The organism is Streptomyces sp. NBC_00557 (assembly GCF_036345995.1).
In the GTDB taxonomy this organism is placed as follows: Bacteria; Actinomycetota; Actinomycetes; order Streptomycetales; family Streptomycetaceae; genus Streptomyces.
The window spans coordinates 5,327,049-5,343,672 of record NZ_CP107796.1 but is presented as its reverse complement, the minus strand read 5'-3'; the positions used below and the strand labels follow the sequence as shown (position 1 = coordinate 5,343,672).

General features: G+C 73.1%; 16 protein-coding genes. 13 read left to right on the top strand and 3 right to left on the bottom strand.

The features are described from left to right. Positions 1-5: 5 nt before the first annotated feature. Both malQ and OG956_RS23320 read right to left on the bottom strand, forming a co-directional pair. Positions 6-2,177, bottom strand: a complete 2,172-nt coding sequence (gene malQ / locus OG956_RS23325) for a 4-alpha-glucanotransferase (RefSeq protein WP_330339934.1) — start codon at positions 2,175-2,177, stop codon at positions 6-8. Beyond that, a complete protein-coding gene (locus tag OG956_RS23320) occupies positions 2,178-2,471 on the bottom strand; it encodes a hypothetical protein (RefSeq protein ID WP_330339933.1) in 294 nt (97 codons plus the stop codon). 178 nt (positions 2,472-2,649) lie between these two features. Between OG956_RS23320 and OG956_RS23315 the strand changes: the two genes are divergently transcribed. The 3 genes from OG956_RS23315 (at position 2,650) to OG956_RS23305 (ending at position 5,346) form a co-directional block, all read left to right on the top strand. Next, complete coding sequence (locus tag OG956_RS23315; RefSeq protein ID WP_330339932.1) at positions 2,650-3,183, top strand: PadR family transcriptional regulator; 534 nt, start codon at positions 2,650-2,652, stop codon at positions 3,181-3,183. Between the two features lie 22 nt (positions 3,184-3,205). Then, the gene (locus tag OG956_RS23310) at positions 3,206-3,901 is read left to right on the top strand and encodes an ABC transporter ATP-binding protein (protein ID WP_330339931.1); all 696 of its coding nucleotides are present in this window, start codon (positions 3,206-3,208) and stop codon (positions 3,899-3,901) included. A gap of 92 nt (positions 3,902-3,993) precedes the next feature. Further along, positions 3,994-5,346: an ABC transporter permease gene (locus OG956_RS23305; RefSeq protein ID WP_330342926.1), complete on the top strand. Its 1,353-nt coding sequence runs from the start codon at positions 3,994-3,996 to the stop codon at positions 5,344-5,346. 96 nt (positions 5,347-5,442) lie between these two features. Here OG956_RS23305 and OG956_RS23300 read toward each other — a convergent pair whose 3' ends face one another. Then, positions 5,443-5,979 (bottom strand): HNH endonuclease, encoded by a 537-nt coding sequence (locus tag OG956_RS23300; protein ID WP_330339930.1) that lies wholly within the window; start codon positions 5,977-5,979, stop codon positions 5,443-5,445. 348 nt (positions 5,980-6,327) lie between these two features. Between OG956_RS23300 and OG956_RS23295 the strand changes: the two genes are divergently transcribed. From OG956_RS23295 to OG956_RS23255, 10 genes are all read left to right on the top strand, one after another. Then, positions 6,328-7,434 carry a mechanosensitive ion channel family protein gene (locus tag OG956_RS23295; RefSeq protein ID WP_330339929.1) on the top strand — a complete coding sequence of 369 codons (1,107 nt, stop codon included), beginning with the start codon at positions 6,328-6,330 and terminating at the stop codon, positions 7,432-7,434. A gap of 84 nt (positions 7,435-7,518) precedes the next feature. Further along, on the top strand, positions 7,519-7,653 hold the full coding sequence (locus OG956_RS23290) for a hypothetical protein (RefSeq protein WP_330339928.1): 135 nt from the start codon (positions 7,519-7,521) through the stop codon (positions 7,651-7,653). Between the two features lie 33 nt (positions 7,654-7,686). Further along, a complete protein-coding gene (locus OG956_RS40250; protein WP_443065691.1) occupies positions 7,687-8,073 on the top strand; it encodes a Uma2 family endonuclease in 387 nt (128 codons plus the stop codon). A 270-nt stretch (positions 8,074-8,343) separates the two neighbouring features. Further along, positions 8,344-9,555, top strand: coding sequence for an ROK family transcriptional regulator (locus OG956_RS23285; protein WP_330339927.1), 1,212 nt, complete (start codon positions 8,344-8,346; stop codon positions 9,553-9,555). Between the two features lie 41 nt (positions 9,556-9,596). Beyond that, on the top strand, positions 9,597-10,943 hold the full coding sequence (locus OG956_RS23280; RefSeq protein WP_330339926.1) for an ABC transporter substrate-binding protein: 1,347 nt from the start codon (positions 9,597-9,599) through the stop codon (positions 10,941-10,943). A 3-nt stretch (positions 10,944-10,946) separates the two neighbouring features. Next, positions 10,947-11,888: a carbohydrate ABC transporter permease gene (locus OG956_RS23275; RefSeq protein WP_330339925.1), complete on the top strand. Its 942-nt coding sequence runs from the start codon at positions 10,947-10,949 to the stop codon at positions 11,886-11,888. 2 nt (positions 11,889-11,890) lie between these two features. Beyond that, complete coding sequence (locus OG956_RS23270; protein ID WP_330339924.1) at positions 11,891-12,784, top strand: carbohydrate ABC transporter permease; 894 nt, start codon at positions 11,891-11,893, stop codon at positions 12,782-12,784. Positions 12,785-12,791: 7 nt separating this feature from the next. Next, the gene (locus tag OG956_RS23265) at positions 12,792-14,057 is read left to right on the top strand and encodes a 6-phospho-beta-glucosidase (protein WP_330339923.1); all 1,266 of its coding nucleotides are present in this window, start codon (positions 12,792-12,794) and stop codon (positions 14,055-14,057) included. Next, entirely contained in the window at positions 14,048-15,031 is a 984-nt protein-coding gene (locus OG956_RS23260; protein ID WP_330339922.1) for an N-acetylglucosamine kinase, read from the top strand. Before OG956_RS23265 ends, OG956_RS23260 begins: the two co-directional genes overlap by 10 nt. Before the next feature lie 145 nt (positions 15,032-15,176). Continuing rightward, entirely contained in the window at positions 15,177-16,613 is a 1,437-nt protein-coding gene (locus OG956_RS23255; protein WP_443065594.1) for a hypothetical protein, read from the top strand. Positions 16,614-16,624 lie beyond the last annotated feature (11 nt).

Below are 16,624 nucleotides of genomic sequence, written 5' to 3'. Positions count from 1 at the left end.
GGGTCTCAAATTAGCGAACCACCCCGAACGCCGCGCGCCCGGGGTCCCGTACCGGCGCCCGATCCGTCGCCGGCCTGCGTGAACACGGCGAGCAGCGCCCTCAGTCCGGGTGACGCCGTCAGCTCCTCCAGCGGGACGGGCCGGCCCTCGCGGTCGGCGATGGGCAGCCGCCAGTTCGGGTACTGGTCCCAGGTTCCCGGCAGGTTCTGCGGGCGGCGGTCGCCGACGCCGTCCGGGAGCCAGACGCCGATCAGCCGGGCCGGGGTGCGCAGCAGGAAGCGGTGGAGGGCGCGGATCTCCTCCTCCTCGTCGGTGCCGGGCGGTCCGGCCGCGGCCAGGTCCAGCAGGCCCAGGCTGCCGAGCAGGGCGAGCCACTCGGCGGTGTCGGCGTCCGCCTCGGCGCGTGCCTCGGCCGCCGGGCGGGTGAGCAGGCCGAGGCGGTCGCGCAGCTCGACGTGGTCGCCGGTGAGCCGGGCGGCGCTGGGCGGCAGGTCGTGGGTGGTGACGGTGGCCAGGCAGTCGGCGCGCCAGCGGTCGGGCGGCAGCGGGCGGCCGTCGCCGTCCCAGTCGCGTTCGAACCACAGCACCGAGGTGCCGAGCACGCCGCGCCGCTGGAGGGTCTCGCGCACGCCGGGTTCGACGGTGCCGAGGTCCTCACCGATGACGACGGCCCCGGCGCGGGTGGCCTCCAGGGCGAGGACCGCGAGCATGGCGTCGGCGTCGTAGCGGACGTAGGTGCCTTCGGTGGGCGCGCTGCCCCGCGGGACCCACCAGAGCCGGAACAGGCCCATCACGTGGTCGATGCGCAGGGCTCCGGCGTAGCGGAACAGGGCGCGCAGCAGGTCGCGGTAGGGGGCGTACCCGGTGGCGGCGAGGCGGTCGGGGCGCCAGGGCGGCAGGCCCCAGTCCTGGCCGCGGGCGTTGAAGGCGTCGGGCGGGGCGCCGACGGACATGCCGGCGGCGAAGACGTCCGCCTGCGCCCAGGCGTCGGCGCCGTCGGGGTGCACGCCGACGGCGAGGTCGTGCACGATCCCGACCGGCATCCCGGCCTCCAGCGCGACGCGCTGGGCGGCGCGGAGCTGGCCGTCGGTGAGCCAGGCGAGACGGGCGTGGAAGGCGACGCGGTCGGCGAGTTCGGCGCGGGCCCGCGCGGTGGCGTCCGAACGGGGGTCGCGCAGGTCCTCGGGCCAGCGGCGCCAGTCGGAGCCGTGGATCTCGGCGAGGGCGTACCAGGTGGCGTGGTCGTCGAGGGCCTGGCCGTGGGCGGCGCGGAAGTCGTCGTAGGCGGCCTGCCGGCCGGGGCCGAGGGGGACGTCGAGGACCATCTCCAGCGCCTCCCGCTTCAGCTCCCACACCGCGTCGCGGTCGATGAGGGCGCCCTTGTCGAGGACGGCGGCGCGCAGCCGTTCGGCCCGCTCCAGCAGGGGGGCGAGCCGATCGCGGTCGGTGACGTACGCGTACTCGGGGATGTCCTCGATCCGCAGATGGACGGGGTCGGGGAAGCGGCGGGACGACGGCCGGTACGGGGAGGGGTCGGTGGGCTCGCCGGGTACGGCCGCATGCAGCGGGTTGACCTGGACGAATCCGGCGCCGGCGGTACGGCCCGCCCAGCCGGCCAGCTCGGCGAGGTCGCCGAGGTCGCCCATGCCCCAGGAGCGGCGGGAGAGCAGGGAGTACAGCTGGACGAGGAGGCCGTGGGAGCGTCCGGGCGGGGCGGGCAGCCGGTCGGGGGCGACGACGAGGTGGGTGTGGCCGGTGCGCCCGTCGGGTGCGACCGCGGTGACCCGGTGGACGCCGAGCGGCAGATCCGCGGCGGTGTCCCGCTCCTCCCCCTCCTCGGTCTCGACGCTCAGGCGGGTGCCGGGCGGCAGCGCGGCGAGCGCGGCGGGGCCGTGCGGGTCGCCGGCCCAGTGCACGAGCGTCGGCGGCAGCAGGCGCTCGCGCAGTTCGCGTTCCCGTGCGGCGAGGGATGCGCGTACGGCGGCGGGCCCGGCCACGTCGACGCCGAGGGCGGCCAGAGCGGCGGCCACGGCGGAGGCGGGGACGGCGACCGTACGGTCCGGGGCGGGGCTGTAGGAGGTGGCGACGCCGTGCAGCCCGGCGAGCCGGGCGAGGTCCTCGTCCTCGAAGTCCCCCAGGTCCCCGAAGTCCTCCACGTCCTCGGACGCCGCGGTCATCTACGCCCCCGTGCCGTGGACGCCGGGCGCGTACGCCGGCGCGGGGAAGTCGTCGGCCTCGTACGAGGGCGTGGCGTACGCGTCCGACTCGCTGGTCGCCGGGGTGGCGTCGGCGAGCGGCGGCTCACTGGTCAGGGGCTCGGCGTCGGGCAGCGGCGGCTCACTGGTGAGCGGGGCCTGCGCGCAGGCGCTCTCCGCGCTGAATCCGCAGGCGGGAGCGTCGTAGGGGGCGGCGGAGGGCTCCGCCACGGGTTTCGCCTGGGCCGGGAACGAGAGGTGAGCCAGTGCGGCCACGGTGGTCTCCTAGTCGGTGGCAGGTCGGCTGCTGTCGCTTTGAACGGATTACGGCAGGCCTACCCCGAGACGGCGCGACCACTCTCGCCAACCGGTCGAACAGGGGACGGCCGGGGTGTGCGGTCATGGCACTGATCACTATTCACTCAGTACATGTATCCAGTGCATAATGATCGGCATGAGCACCCGCCACATCCTTCTGGGGCTGCTCGCGGCAGGGCCGAGCCACGGCTACGACCTGAAGCGACGCCACGACGAACGCTTCCCGCAGGCTCGTCCGCTGGCCTACGGGCAGGTCTACACGACCCTGCAGCGCCTGGTCCGGGACGGGCTCGCGGAGGTGGAGGGCACCGACGCGGACGGCGGTCCGGAGCGGACGCTCTACCGCTCGACGGACGCCGGGGCGGGTGAACTCGCCCGCTGGGCGGCCGAGATCGCGCCGCCCGCGCCCTTCGTGACGAACGAGATCTTCGCCAAGGTCGTCGTGTCGATCCTGGCGGGCGGTGATCCGGCCGCCTATCTGCGGGCCCAGCGCGCCGCGCACATGGAGCGGATGCGGCAGCTCACGGCCGTCAAGACCGACCGCGACGCCGATCTGGCGACCGTGCTGTCGGCCGACTACGCCATCAACCACCTCGACGCCGACCTCCGCTGGATGAACACCACGGCGGCCCGGCTGACCACTCTGACCGCGGAGGTCGACGGAGCATGACCGACCAGGGGGGCATCGCAGCATGAGCGAACAGGGCATCTCGGCCCCGGTTCTCACGGGCCGGGACCTCGTCAAGACCCACGGCAGGACACAGGCGCTGCGCGGTGCCTGCGTCGACCTGCACGCCGGCGAGATCCTTGCCGTGACGGGGCCCAGCGGCAGCGGCAAGTCCACGCTGCTGCACTGTCTGGCCGGTATCGTCCGGCCGGACGCGGGCACGGTGGACTATGCCGGGCAGCGGCTGGACCGGCTCCCGGAGAAGCGGCTGAGCGAGCTGCGCCGTACCGACTTCGGCGTGGTCTTCCAGTTCGGGCAGCTGATCCCGGAGCTGACGGCCGCGGACAACGTGGCGCTGCCGCTGATGCTGGCGGGAGCCGGCCGCGCCGAGGCCCAGCAGCGGGCCGGTGAGTGGCTGGAGCGGTTCGGGGTGCGCGCACAGCAGGCGCTGCGGCCCGGCGAGATGAGCGGCGGCCAGACGCAGCGGGTCGCCCTGGCCCGCGCGCTGGTGACCGGCCCCAGCGTGGTCTTCGCCGACGAGCCGACGGGCGCGCTGGACTCCCTCGCCACCGAACAGGTGATGACGGCCCTCGTCCACAGCGCCCGCACAGCGGGCACGGCGGTGCTCCTGATCACGCACGACGCCCAGGTAGCGGCCTACGCGGACCGCGAGACCCGGCTGCACGACGGCGCCGTGGCGCCGGCGGGGGTGGCGCTGTGAGAGGAGGCGGTGACGGCATGACGGGGCAGCCACGCGCCGGCGGCGCGCGGGAGGGGGCGCGCGCCGGTGGTCCGGGGCGGGTGCGTGCCGGTCTGGCGGGCGATGCGCGGCTGGCCTGGCGGTTGCTGCGGGGAGCCGGGCGGCCGGAGTGGTGGCGGCTCGGGCTGACCGCGGCCGGGGCGGCGTCGGCCGCCGGGCCGGCGCTCGCCGCCGTCGCCCTGGCCTCGCTGCACGGGCACTACCGGGTGCCCTTCGGCCACGGCCTGCTGGACGACCCCGGCGAGCGCTCCGGAGTGATCGCCGGCCTGCTGCTCCTGCTGCTGCCGGTGCTCGGGTTCCTGGGCCAGTGCGCGCGGATCGGCGCCGTGCACCGTGACCGCAGGCTGGCCGGGCTGCGGCTGGCGGGGGCCACCCCTGCGCAGGTGCGCAGGATCGCCGCGCTGGAGACCGGACCGGCCTGTCTGCTCGGCTCTCTGCTCGCCGGCGCCGTCGCGGTTCCCGTCGTGCTGGGCGTGTGGAGCGCTCCGACCGGATGGACGTGGACCGGCTTCGCACTGGTCTTGCTGGGGGTGCCGCTGCTCGGGGCGACGGCGGGCGCGCTGGCGCTGCGCCGGGTGGTGGCCTCGCCGCTCGGCCGGGTGCGCCGGGTGCGCCCGGCCGGCGGGCGCGGGCCGGGGCTGCTGTTCACGGCCGGGGTGCTGCTGGTGCTGCTGCTCGGGCTGTGGTCCGTGGCGAGCACCTCCGGCACCGACCGCGGGCGGGTGCCGTTGACGGTGTTCGCCCTGGTCCTGGCGGTCGGGGCGGGCACGGTCTGGCTGGCCGGGGGCGCGGCCGGGGCGGTGGGGCGGCTGCTGGCGGGCCGGGCCCGCGGGGCGGCGACGCTGATCGCTGCGGAGCGGCTGCGCGACGACCCCTGGGCGGCGGCCCGCACCCACGCGGCGGTGCTGCTGGTGACACTGGCCGGTACGGCCTTCGTCGGGGTCCGGCAGGCGCTTCTGGCCGAGCTGCGCGAGGCGAGCCGGGACCACTCGCTCGCCACGGACACGGCCTTCTACACGACGGGCATCGGCCTGACGGGCGCCGCGCTCCTCGTCGCCCTCCTGATCACACTGTCCGGACTCGCCGTCGGCACCGCCGAGTCGGTGGCGAACCGCCGCAGCGGCCTGGCCGCACAGGTCGCCGCCGGGGTGCCGCGGGCGGTGCTCGGCCGGGCGCTGCTGCTGGAGACGGCCCTGCCGCTGGCCCCCGCGCTGGTGCCGGCGGGCGCGGCGGGCATGGCGATCGGCGCCGGGTACGGCTCACTGGTCGACGGCGGCCCGCACACCGTGCCGTACGCCGCGCTTCTGGTTCCTCTCGCCGTGTACGGCTGCTGCCTGCTGGCGGCGGCCGGCTCGCTGCCCCTGCTGCGCCGCTCGGCGGACCCGGCCCGGCTGCGGTACGCGTGAGCCGGCCGGCTCCGGGGGCGCGGGGGGCTCCCGGAGCCGATGGGCGGGTGTGGCCGCGCGGCGGCGGCCGGCGGGTGTGCGAAGGCCCGGATCTCGTCAGGCAGATATGCCGTCGATCCGGGCCAGGGCATCGTCCGCGCCGTATGGCTGCAAGTAGGGCAGCCAGCGCGGGTCCCTGTGACCGGTGCCGATGATGCGCCAGGCCAGGCCGGTGGGCGGAGCCGGCTTGTGCCGCAGCCGCCAGCCGAGTTCGACGAGATGGCGGTCGGCCTTCACGTGGTTGCAGCGGCGGCAGGAGGCCACCACGTTGTCCCAGACGTGCTTGCCCCCGCGGCTGCGCGGGATGACGTGGTCGACGCTGGTTGCGACGCCACCGCAGTACATGCACCGGCCTCCGTCGCGCGCGAAGAGCGCTCGGCGGGTGAGCGGAACGGGTCCCCGATAGGGAACCCGGACGAATCGCTTGAGCCGGACCACGCTGGGTGCGGGGACGGTGACGGATGCGCTGTGCATATAGGCGCCGGATTCCTCGAGGGAGACGGCCTTGTTCTCCAGGACGAGGACGAGCGCGCGGCGGAGCGGTACGACGCCGAGCGGCTCGTACGACGCGTTGAGGACCAGGACATGCGGCACGGGTGCCTCCTTGGGCGTCGGCGGCGCGTGGCTCGCGCCGGGACGATCTGCAGTCAGTCTCCCCTCAGGCCTGGTGGAAGCGCCACCATGTCCCGGTAACGGGCTGGGAGTGTTTTCGACCACACCCCATTCATCCCCCGGATCACGCCCGGTTCAAGCCGGCCGGGTCCCCGCCTGTTCACGCCGGGGTGAACCCTGTCTCTCCCGTACGCCTCCTTGGCGGATTCGCACGGGGCACACACAATGCCCCGTTAGTGTGGTGGCCCTGTCCGTCCGGTGACCTTTCCGTGACCTTGAAGACCTTGACCGCCCACCGGCCGGACCGCGCAGCACCTGGAGGTACCTGCCGTGTCGTCCTTGCCCGCCGTCCTGCCGGCCGCCGGAGCGTCGCCGACCCCCTCACCCTCCGGCTCGACGGAACCGGCCGTCCCCTCGCTCCAGGACGCACAGCAGAGCGCGACGAACGCGGCGAGCTGGGTCGAGCAGAACTGGTCGACGTGGCTCGCGATGGGCCTGCAGATCCTGCTGATCGTGGTCGTGGCGGTGGCGCTGCGCGCGGTGGTGCGGCGGGCGATCACCAAGCTGATCGACCGGATGGGCCGCGCGGCGCAGTCCGGCGAGGGCTCGGCGCTCGGCGGTCTGCTGGTCAACGCCGAGCGGCGGCGGCAGCGGGCGGCGGCGATCGGGTCGGTGCTGCGGTCGGTGGCGAGCTTCCTGATCCTCGGCACGGCCGCGCTGATGGTGCTGGGCACCTTCCGGATCAACCTGGCGCCGCTGCTGGCGTCGGCCGGTGTGGCCGGCGTGGCGATCGGTTTCGGCGCGCGGAACCTGGTCACCGACTTCCTCTCCGGCGTGTTCATGATCCTCGAGGACCAGTACGGCGTCGGCGACGTGATCGACGCGGGCGTGGCCACCGGCGAGGTGATCGAGGTCGGGCTGCGCGTGACCAAGCTGCGCGGTGCGGACGGCGAGATCTGGTACGTCCGCAACGGCGAGGTCAAGCGGATCGGCAACCTCTCCCAGGGCTGGGCCACGGCCGGGGTCGACGTGACGGTGCGGGCCAGCGAGGACCTGGACCACGTGAAGGCCACGCTGGACGACGTCGCCGAGCACATGAGCAAGGAAGAGCCCTGGAACGAGCTGCTGTGGGGCCCGGTCGAGGTGCTCGGCCTGGACTCGGTCCTGATCGACTCCATGGTCGTCCGCGTCTCCGCCAGGACCATGCCGGGCAAGTCCCTGACGGTCGAGCGGGAGCTGCGCTGGCGGATCAAGCGGGCGTTCGACCGGGCGAGCATCCGGATCGTGGGCGGTGCGACCGCGGAGGAGGACGCGGCGGACACCCCCGACCCGACGGCGGCGGTGGCGGCCCCCTCGGTGTACGCCGACGCGGACTCCCCCCGCGTGGCGGCGACGGCGCCCATCACACCGGGACGAGCGGCACCGCCGGCCAAGTAACGGAACGGTTCAGCACACTCGTTCGAGTGAACAGGTGGGGCATCCCGGCGCGTGGCGCGCACGGGGTGCCCCATCGTTCTGCCCATGCCCACCGACCGACCTCCCGAGCCGGACCCGATGGACCGCATGGAGCCCGTCCGGCTCCTCGCGGCGTACGAAGCCGTCTCGCCCATGCCCGTACGCCCCGAGTTCATCGAGGGCCGGGCCCTCGTACCGTAGTCCCCGCCTGGCAACGGGCACAACGAAGCCGTCCTGAGCCTGCTCCTCCAGCTGCGATCCCGCCAGACCCCGCACGTCGGCACGGGCAACGGCTACCGATTCACCGACGGCACCGGCGGCACGGCGGCCCTGCTCATCCCGGACCTGTACGCACTGCGCCACAAGCCCGGCCCCACGGACGAGTCCCACAACGCCGCACACCCCGGCTGGTACCCCGCGGACCTGCTCGCCCTGGTCGGCGAAGTCACCTCCACCGACCACGAGACCGACACCGGCCCCAAGTTCCGCACCTACGCCGCCGCCGGCATCCCCGTCCACGTCCTCATCGACCGCCACTCCAAGTCGGCCCACTGCTACACGGACCCGATCCCCCCGGCGACGACCCCACCGAGGCGTACTACGCCACCGACACCAAGGTGAGCCTCGGTGAGCCCCTCCCGCTCCCGGCGCCGTACCCCACGCTCGACACCACCCCCTTCCGCGACGCCTGAGCCCCGGCGCCCCCGAGATAACGACTCCGTCTCCTCGGCGCCGTCGTCTCTTGACGCCCCCTTCGTCCTGGGCTTACGTTCCTCCCACGCCAATAGGAAAGTTTCCTAACAGTGATCTCCGGTCGGCCAGTGATCCAAGACTGGACGTTCCCGCCGGGGCGCTGAGAAGCTGGGCGGCTGGAAGGGCAGGTGTCGACCCATGGCAGGAACCGCCGGTACGCCGGGCACCCCGCGCGTGCTGCGCGCCATGAACGACCGCGCCGCCCTGGACCTGCTGCTGGAGCACGGTCCGCTGTCGCGCACCCGGATCGGGAAGCTCACCGGCCTGTCCAAGCCGACCGCCTCCCAGCTGCTGGCCCGCCTGGAGGCGGCCGGGCTGGTCCGGGTGACCGGCACCAGCGAGGGCCGCCCCGGCCCCAACGCCCAGCTGTACGCGGTCAACCCCGGCGCCGCGTACGCCGCGGGGCTGGACGTCACCCCCACCCGCATCCGCGCCGCGGTCGCCGACATCACCGGCCGCACGGTGGGCGAGTTCGAACTGCCCACGCCGGGACGGCGGCCGGCGCAGCCCGTCGTCCAGCAGGTCACCGACGCCCTCGACGGCGCCGTCAAGGCCGCCGGTCTCGCCCGCTCCGACGTGCACCGGCTGGTCATCGGCACCCCGGGCGCCTTCGACCCGAACACCGGCCGGCTGCGCTACGCCTCCCACCTGCCCGGCTGGCACTCCCCCAGCCTGCTCGACGAGCTCGCCGCCGCCCTGCCGATGCCGGTGGAGTACGAGAACGACGTCAACCTCGTCGCCCTCGCCGAACAGCGGCTCGGGGCGGCCCGGGGCCACGGCGACTTCGTGCTGCTGTGGAACCAGGAGGGGCTCGGAGCCGCCCTGGTCCTCGGCGGCCGGCTGCACCGGGGCTGGACCGGCGGCGCCGGCGAGGTCGGCTTCCTGCCGGTGCCGGGCACGCCCCTGGTGCGGCAGGTGACCAAGGCCAACAGCGGCGGCTACCAGGAGCTGGCCGGCTCCCAGGCCGTACCGAAGCTGGCCCGGGAACTCGGCATCGCGGACGTGCCGTCGGGGCCGTACCCGGACGTGGCCGCCGCCCTCGTCGCCCGCGCCGCCGACCACGCCACCGGCCCCTACCGGGAGCTGCTGCGCACCTACGCGACCCGGCTCGCCACCGGTCTCGCCTCGCTCGTCTCCGTCCTCGACCCCGAACTCGTCGTCCTCAGCGGCACCGCACTGACGGCCGGCGGCGAGGTGCTGCGCGCCCTCGTCCAGGCCGAGCTGGCGGAGCTGGCCGCGGCCCGCCCCCGGCTGGTCGTCGGCGACGTCCACGAACACCCCGTCCTGCGCGGCGCGCTGGAGTCCGCGCTCGGCACCACCCGCGACGAGGTCTTCGACACCTCGCGCTAGGCCCCCCTCTCACCCACCCCGTCCCGCTGGGAGACCGCGCCATGCCCGAAGCCGTACCCTCAGCTGCCCGAAAAGCGGCTTTCGCCCTGACCGCCTGCGCCGTCCTGCTCGCCGCCTCCGCCTGCACGGGGCAGCCCGGCTCCGGTGCCACGGACGACGCCTCGAAGGACACGACGATCAACTTCTGGCACGCCTGGAGCGCGCCGAACGAGGTCAAGGCGGTCAAGTCCCTGGTCGCCGGCTTCGAGAAGGCGCACCCCAACATCCACGTGAACGTCGTCGGCAACATGACCGACGACAAGATCAACCAGGCGCTGCGGTCCGGCGGCGACAAGGCGCCGGATGTGATCTCCTCGTTCACCACCAACAACGTGGGCAAGTTCTGCTCCTCGGGCGCGCTGGTCGACCTCAACCCCTTCTTCAAGAAAGCGGGGATCGACCCGGAGAAGACGTTCCCGAAGCCGATGAACGAGTACACCCAGTTCGACGGCAACCGCTGCACGGTGCCGCTGCTCGGTGACGCCTACGGGCTCTACTACAACAAGACCGCGTTCCGGAAGGCCGGCATCGCGCGTCCGCCGAAGACCTGGTCCGAGTTCGAGGCCGACGCCAAGAAGCTGACGATTCCGCAGGGCGACGGCTACCAGCAGCTGGGATTCATGCCGGACTACCACGGCTGGGAATCCACCACGGAGCACTACTTCGCGCAGTTCTCGCCGACGTACTTCGACAAGGACGGCAAGTCCGACCTCGCCAAGGACCCGGCGTTCCAGCAGGGCTTCGCACTCCAGAAGCGGCTCGTGGACGAACTCGGCGGATTCCAGAAGCTGGAGAGGTTCCGGGCCACCCTCGGCGACGAATGGGGCCCCAAGCACCCCTTCCACACCGGCCAGGTCGCCATGCAGCTCGACGGCGAGTGGCGGCTCGGCATGGCCGAGCAGGCCAAGCCGGCGTTCGGCATCGGGGTCGCCCCGCTGCCCGTGCCCGACGACCAGGTGAACCAGTACGGCAAGGGCTACATCACCGGCACCATCGCGGGCATCGCCGCCACCAGCCACAAGCAGAACGCGGCCTGGGAGTTCGTGAAGTACGTCAGCACGGACACGGACGCGGTGGTCGGATTCGCCAACGACATCCACAACGTCCCCTCCACGCTGGCCGCGCTGAAATCCCCCAAGCTGAAGTACGACCCGCGTTTCAAGACCTTCCTGGACATCGCCGCCAACCCCTACTCCGCCACGACTCCCGCCTCCGTCAACGGCGGCCAGTACCTCGTGACGATCCAGCAGTTCGGCTACGACTACGAAAGCGGCAAGGTCACCGACCTGAAGGCCGGCCTGAGGAAGACGGCGGCACAGATCGACACCGACATCGCGCAGGCGAAGTAGCCGATGAGCACGGTCACTCTGGCGTCCAGGCACCGCCGGTCGGCACTGCGGACTCTCGCCTTCATGTCGCCCTGGCTGATCGGGTTCGCGGTGTTCTTCGCGTACCCGCTGGTCTCGACGGTCTATTTCTCCTTCATGCACTACGACGGCTTCAAGCCGCCGACGTGGAGCGGGGGCAAGAACTGGGCCTATGTCTTCGAGCACTACCCGCTGTTCTGGCCGGCCCTGCGCAACACCCTGTGGCTGGTGCTGGTGATGGTGACCCTCCGGGTCGTCTTCGGGCTCGGTATCGGCCTGCTCATCACGAAGATCAAGACGGGGACGGGCGTCTTCCGCACCCTGTTCTACCTGCCCTACCTCGCCCCGCCGGTGGCGGCCACCATGGCCTTCGCCTTCCTGCTCAACCCCGGCACCGGCCCGGTGAACTCGATCCTGGAGAAGGCGGGCATCCCGGCGCCGGGCTGGTTCAACGACCCCGCCTGGTCCAAGCCGGCCCTCACCCTGCTGGCCCTGTGGGGCATCGGCGACCTCATGGTGATCTTCATGGCCGCGCTGCTGGACGTGCCGGCCGAGCAGTACGAGGCGGCCGAGCTGGACGGCGCCTCGGTCTGGCAGCGGTTCCGGTACGTCACGCTGCCGAACATCTCCCCGATCGTGATGTTCGCGGTCGTCACCGGCGTGATCCAGACCATGCAGTACTACACGCAGCCGCTGATCGCCGGGAAGGTCGCCTCCGGGGTGATCCAGGGCGCGGGCACCCAGTTCGAGCCCGGCTACCCCGACAAGTCCACGCTCACCCTGCCCCAGCTCGTCTACAACCTCGGCTTCCAGCGCTTCGACTACGGCTCGGCCTGTGTGGTGGCGCTGGTGCTGTTCGCCCTGTCGATGGGGTTCACCGGGTTGCTGATGCGACGCCGGGGCGGTCTCGTCCAGGCAGGTGACTGACCATGACCCAGGTACTGGACAAACCGGTGGAACTGCGGGCGCCGGTCTCGCCCGCCGAGCGCACCGCCCGGCGCCGGGCCCTGCTGGAGTGGATCGCCGTCCACTCCCTCGGCGTCGCCGCCGCGCTGTTCTTCACCCTGCCCTTCGTGTTCGTCTTCCTGACCTCGCTGATGAGCGACAGCCAGGCGCTCAGCCGCGATCTGATCCCGCACACCTGGGAGTGGGGCAACTACAAGAGCGTGCTCCGTACTCCGGGCTTCCTGACCTGGTGGAAGAACACGCTGATCTACGCGGGCCTGGGCACCGTGCTCACCGTGGCGTCGTCGATCCCGGTGGCGTACGCGCTCGCCAAGTTCCGCTTCCGGGGCCGCAACCTGTCGCTCATGCTGGTGATCTCGATGATGATGCTGCCCCCGCAGGTGGTCATCATCCCGATGTACCTGTTCTGGGCGAAGCAGCTGGACCTGTCCGGCACGCTGTGGCCGCTGATCATCCCGATGGCGTTCGGGGACGCGTTCTCCATCTTCCTGCTGCGCCAGTTCCTGATGACCATCCCGAACGAGTACCTGGACGCGGCGAAGGTGGACGGCTGCGGGGACCTGAGGACCCTGCTGAAGGTGGTCCTGCCGATGGCCCGGCCGGGCATCGCCGCCGTCGCCCTCTTCCAGTTCTTCTACGCCTGGAACGACTACTTCGGCCCGCAGATCTACGCGTCCGAGAACCCCGGCGCCTGGACCCTGTCCTACGGCCTGGAGTCCTTCAAGGGCGCCCACCACACCGACTGGAACCTGACGATGGCCGCGACCGTGCTGGTCATGGCCCCCGTGATCCTCGTGTTCTTCTTCGCCCAGCGGGCGTTCGTCGAGGGCGTCACCCTCACCGGAGTAAAGGGTTGATCCGACTGTGAAACTCACCGTGGTCGGCGGAGGCTCGACCTACACCCCCGAACTCGTCGACGGCTTCGCGCGCCTGCGGGACACCCTGCCCGTCGAGGAACTCGTCCTCGTGGACCCGGCCGCCGAACGCCTGGAGCTGGTGGGCGGCCTGGCGCGCCGTATCCTCGCCAAGCAGGGCCATCCGGGCCGGATCGTCACCACCGCCGACCTGGACGCGGCCGTGGACGGCGCCGACGCCGTGCTGCTCCAGCTGCGCGTCGGCGGGCAGGCGGCCCGCGAGCAGGACGAGACCTGGCCGCTCACCTGCGGCTGCGTCGGGCAGGAGACCACCGGCGCGGGCGGCCTCGCCAAGGCGCTGCGCACGGTCCCGGTCGTCCTCGGCATCGCCGAACGGGTCCGCCGGGCCAACCCCCGTGCCTGGATCATCGACTTCACCAACCCGGTCGGCATCGTCACCCGCGCCCTGCTCCAGGCCGGGCACCGGGCGGTCGGCCTGTGCAACGTGGCGATCGGCTTCCAGCGGAAGTTCGCCGGCCTGCTCGGTGTCGCCCCGGCGGATGTGCATCTGGACCATGTGGGCCTCAACCACCTGACGTGGGAGACCGGTGTGCGTCTCGGCGGTCCGGAAGGCGAGAACGTCCTGCCGAAACTGCTCGCCGAGCACGGCGACGCGATCGCCGGCGACCTCCACCTGCCGCGCCCGCTGCTGGACCGGCTGGGCGTGGTCCCCTCCTACTACCTGCGCTACTACTACGCCCACGACGAGGTCGTGCGGGAGCTGCGCACCAAGCCGTCCCGGGCCGCCGAAGTGGCGGCGATGGAGCGGGAGCTGCTGACGATGTACGGCGATCCGGCCCTGGACGAGAAGCCGGCGCTGCTCGCCAAGCGGGGCGGGGCCTACTACTCGGAGGCGGCCGTGGACCTGGCGGCGGCGCTGCTGGGCGGGGCGGGCAGCCCGTACCAGGTGGTGAACACCGTCAACAAGGGCACCCTGCCCTTCCTCCCGGACGACGCGGTGATCGAGGTCCAGGCCGCGGTCGGCCCCTGCGGGCCGGTCCCGCTGCCGGTGCCGGACCTGGACCCCCTGTTCGCCGGGCTGGTCGCGAACGTGACGGCGTACGAGGACCTGGCGCTCCAGGCGGCGCTGCACGGCGGCCGCGACCGCGTCTTCCGCGCCCTGCTCGCCCACCCGCTGATCGGCCAGTACGCCTACGCCGAGAACCTCACCGACCAGCTCGTCGCACACAACCGGGAGCACCTCGCGTGGGCCTGACCTCATCCTCTCCCGCGGGGGTACTCGCGATCGACGCGGGCAACAGCAAGACCGACGTGGCCGTGGTCACCGCCGCCGGGGAGGTGCTGGCCACGGCCCGCGGCGGCGGCTTCCGCCCGCCCGCGGTGGGGGTGGCGGCGGCGCTGGACGCGCTGGCGGACCCGGTCGCGCGGGCCTTCGCCGCAGCGGGCGTCGCCTCGGTCAGCCATGTCTCGGCCTGCCTGGCGAACGCCGATCTGCCGGTGGAGGAGGAGCAGTTGGCGGCGGCGCTGCGGGCGCGCGGCTGGGGCGGCTCGGTGACCGTGCGCAACGACACCTTCGCGATCCTGCGGGCGGGCGTCGCCGAGCCGCGCGGTGTGGCCGTGGTGTGCGGGGCGGGCATCAACTGCGTCGGCATGCGCCCCGACGGCCGTACCGCACGCTTCCCGGCGATCGGCCGCATCTCCGGCGACTGGGGCGGGGGCTGGGGGCTGGCGGAGGAGGCGCTGTGGTTCGCGGCGCGCGCGGAGGACGGCCGGGGCGAGCCGACCGCGCTCAGCCGCGACCTGCCCGCGCACTTCGGACTGCCGACCATGTACGCGCTCATCGAGGCGCTGCACCTGGAGCACATCGACCACGACCGCCGGCACGAGCTGACCCCGGTGCTGTTCGCGACGGCCGCCGGGGGCGATGCGGTGGCCCGCTCGATCGTGGCCCGGCTCGCGGAGGAGGTCGCGGTGCTGGCCACGGTGGCGCTGACCCGCCTGGACCTGCTCGACGAGGAGACGCCGGTCCTGCTCGGCGGCAGCGTCCTGACGGCCGGTCACGCCCTGCTGGACGACGCCGTCCGCGACCTGCTGGCGGCCCGCGCCCCCAAGGCCGACGTCCGCGTGGTCACGGCGAGCCCGGTCCTCGGCGCGGCCCTGCTGGGCCTGGACCGGCTGGGCGCGGGAACGCAGGCGCAGGAGCGGGCGCGCGGGTACTGGACGGGATAGCCGCCCCAGCGGAACCGAACAGGTGCACAGGGCGTTTTCAAGGACAGCGCACACTGCGATCCGATCAAGATCCAGTGAAGGCCGGTGCGGAGGCCGGTGCGTGCCGCGATACTGAGCGGCGACGAATGGCCCTGGGGGAGGTCGAGTGACACACGCGCCGCAGAGCAGTACGGCACCACCGGCGGCGGGTCCCGGCCTGCCCGCCGCCCCCGGCATCCCCGCGCAGCCCGGCCGCCCCGTCCCGGCCGGCTCCCCCGCGCCGGCCGCCCGGCGGACCGCGTTCGCCGAGGGCGTCGACCGGCTGCGGTCCGCGGCGACCACCGAGCCGGGCCGGCTGCGGATCATCGGGGCCGTACTGGCGCTGCTGGTCGTGGTGTTCGGCGCGGTCACCGCCTGGCAGGCCAGTGAGCGGGCGGCCGCCGCCGACGACGTGCTGCACCGCAGCCAGCCGCTCAGCTCCGGCGCGGCCGACATCTACCGCTCGCTGGCCGACGCCAACACGGCCGCCTCCAGCGCCTTCCTGGCGGGCGGTCAGGAGACGGCCGCCTCCCGGGACCGGTACGAGAAGGACATCCGGACCGCCGCCGGGGGCCTCGTCACGGCCGCCGCCAACGCCGAGCCGGGATCGGCGTCCGAGGCCACCATCGCGAGGCTGAACCGGCTGCTGCCCGAGTACAAGGGGCTCATCGAGCGGGCGCGGACGTACAACCGGCAGGGGTACCCGGTCGGCGGCGCGTATCTGCGGTACGCCAACGAGAAGATGCAGAAGGAGATGCTCCCGGCCGCGGAGGATCTCTACACCACCGAGAACCAGCGGCTCGACGCCGACTACGGCGACGCCACGCCGTACCCGTGGCTCGCCATCGCGCTCGGCGTGCTCGCGCTCGCCGCGCTCGGCTGGGCCCAGCACCGCATGTACCGGCGCACCAACCGCGTCCTCAACCACGGCCTGGTCGCCGCGTCGGCCGCCACCGCGATCGCCCTGCTGTGGCTGGTCGTCGGGCACATGGTGGCCCGCTCGGACCTGAACGGCTCCTACGACCACGGCATCCGCTCCCTGACCGTGCTGCACGACGCCCGGATCGCCTCCCTGAAGGCGCGCGGCAACGAGAACCTGAGCCTGGTGGCGCGCGGCGCCGAGACCGTCACGGTCGGCGGGCGGACGTACGACGCGTACTACTACGACTTCGACAAGGACATGACCGTGCTCGGCGACGGTCTGACCCGCGCCGAGAAGCTCGCCGACGACCGGGGCGGCACCACGCCGGTGAAGGCCGCAGAGGGCAACATGGCAGTGTGGAAGCAGCGCCACGCCGCCGCCCGCACCGAGGACGAGAACGGCAACTTCCAGCAGGCGCTGGACAAGGTCATCGGCGCCGAGGGCGCCACCGGCGAGTGCTTCGACAGCGTCGACCGCAACCTCGCCCAGGCGATCGGGCACGAGCAGGACGAGTTCGCGCGGGCCGCCGGCGACGGACGGGACGCCATGACCGGGCTGCCGGTCGGCGCGGCCGTGCTCGCGGTGCTCGGCGCGGCCGGCGCGCTGGCCGGGGTCGGCCGCAGACTTTCGGAGTACCGGTGACAGGAGGCCTG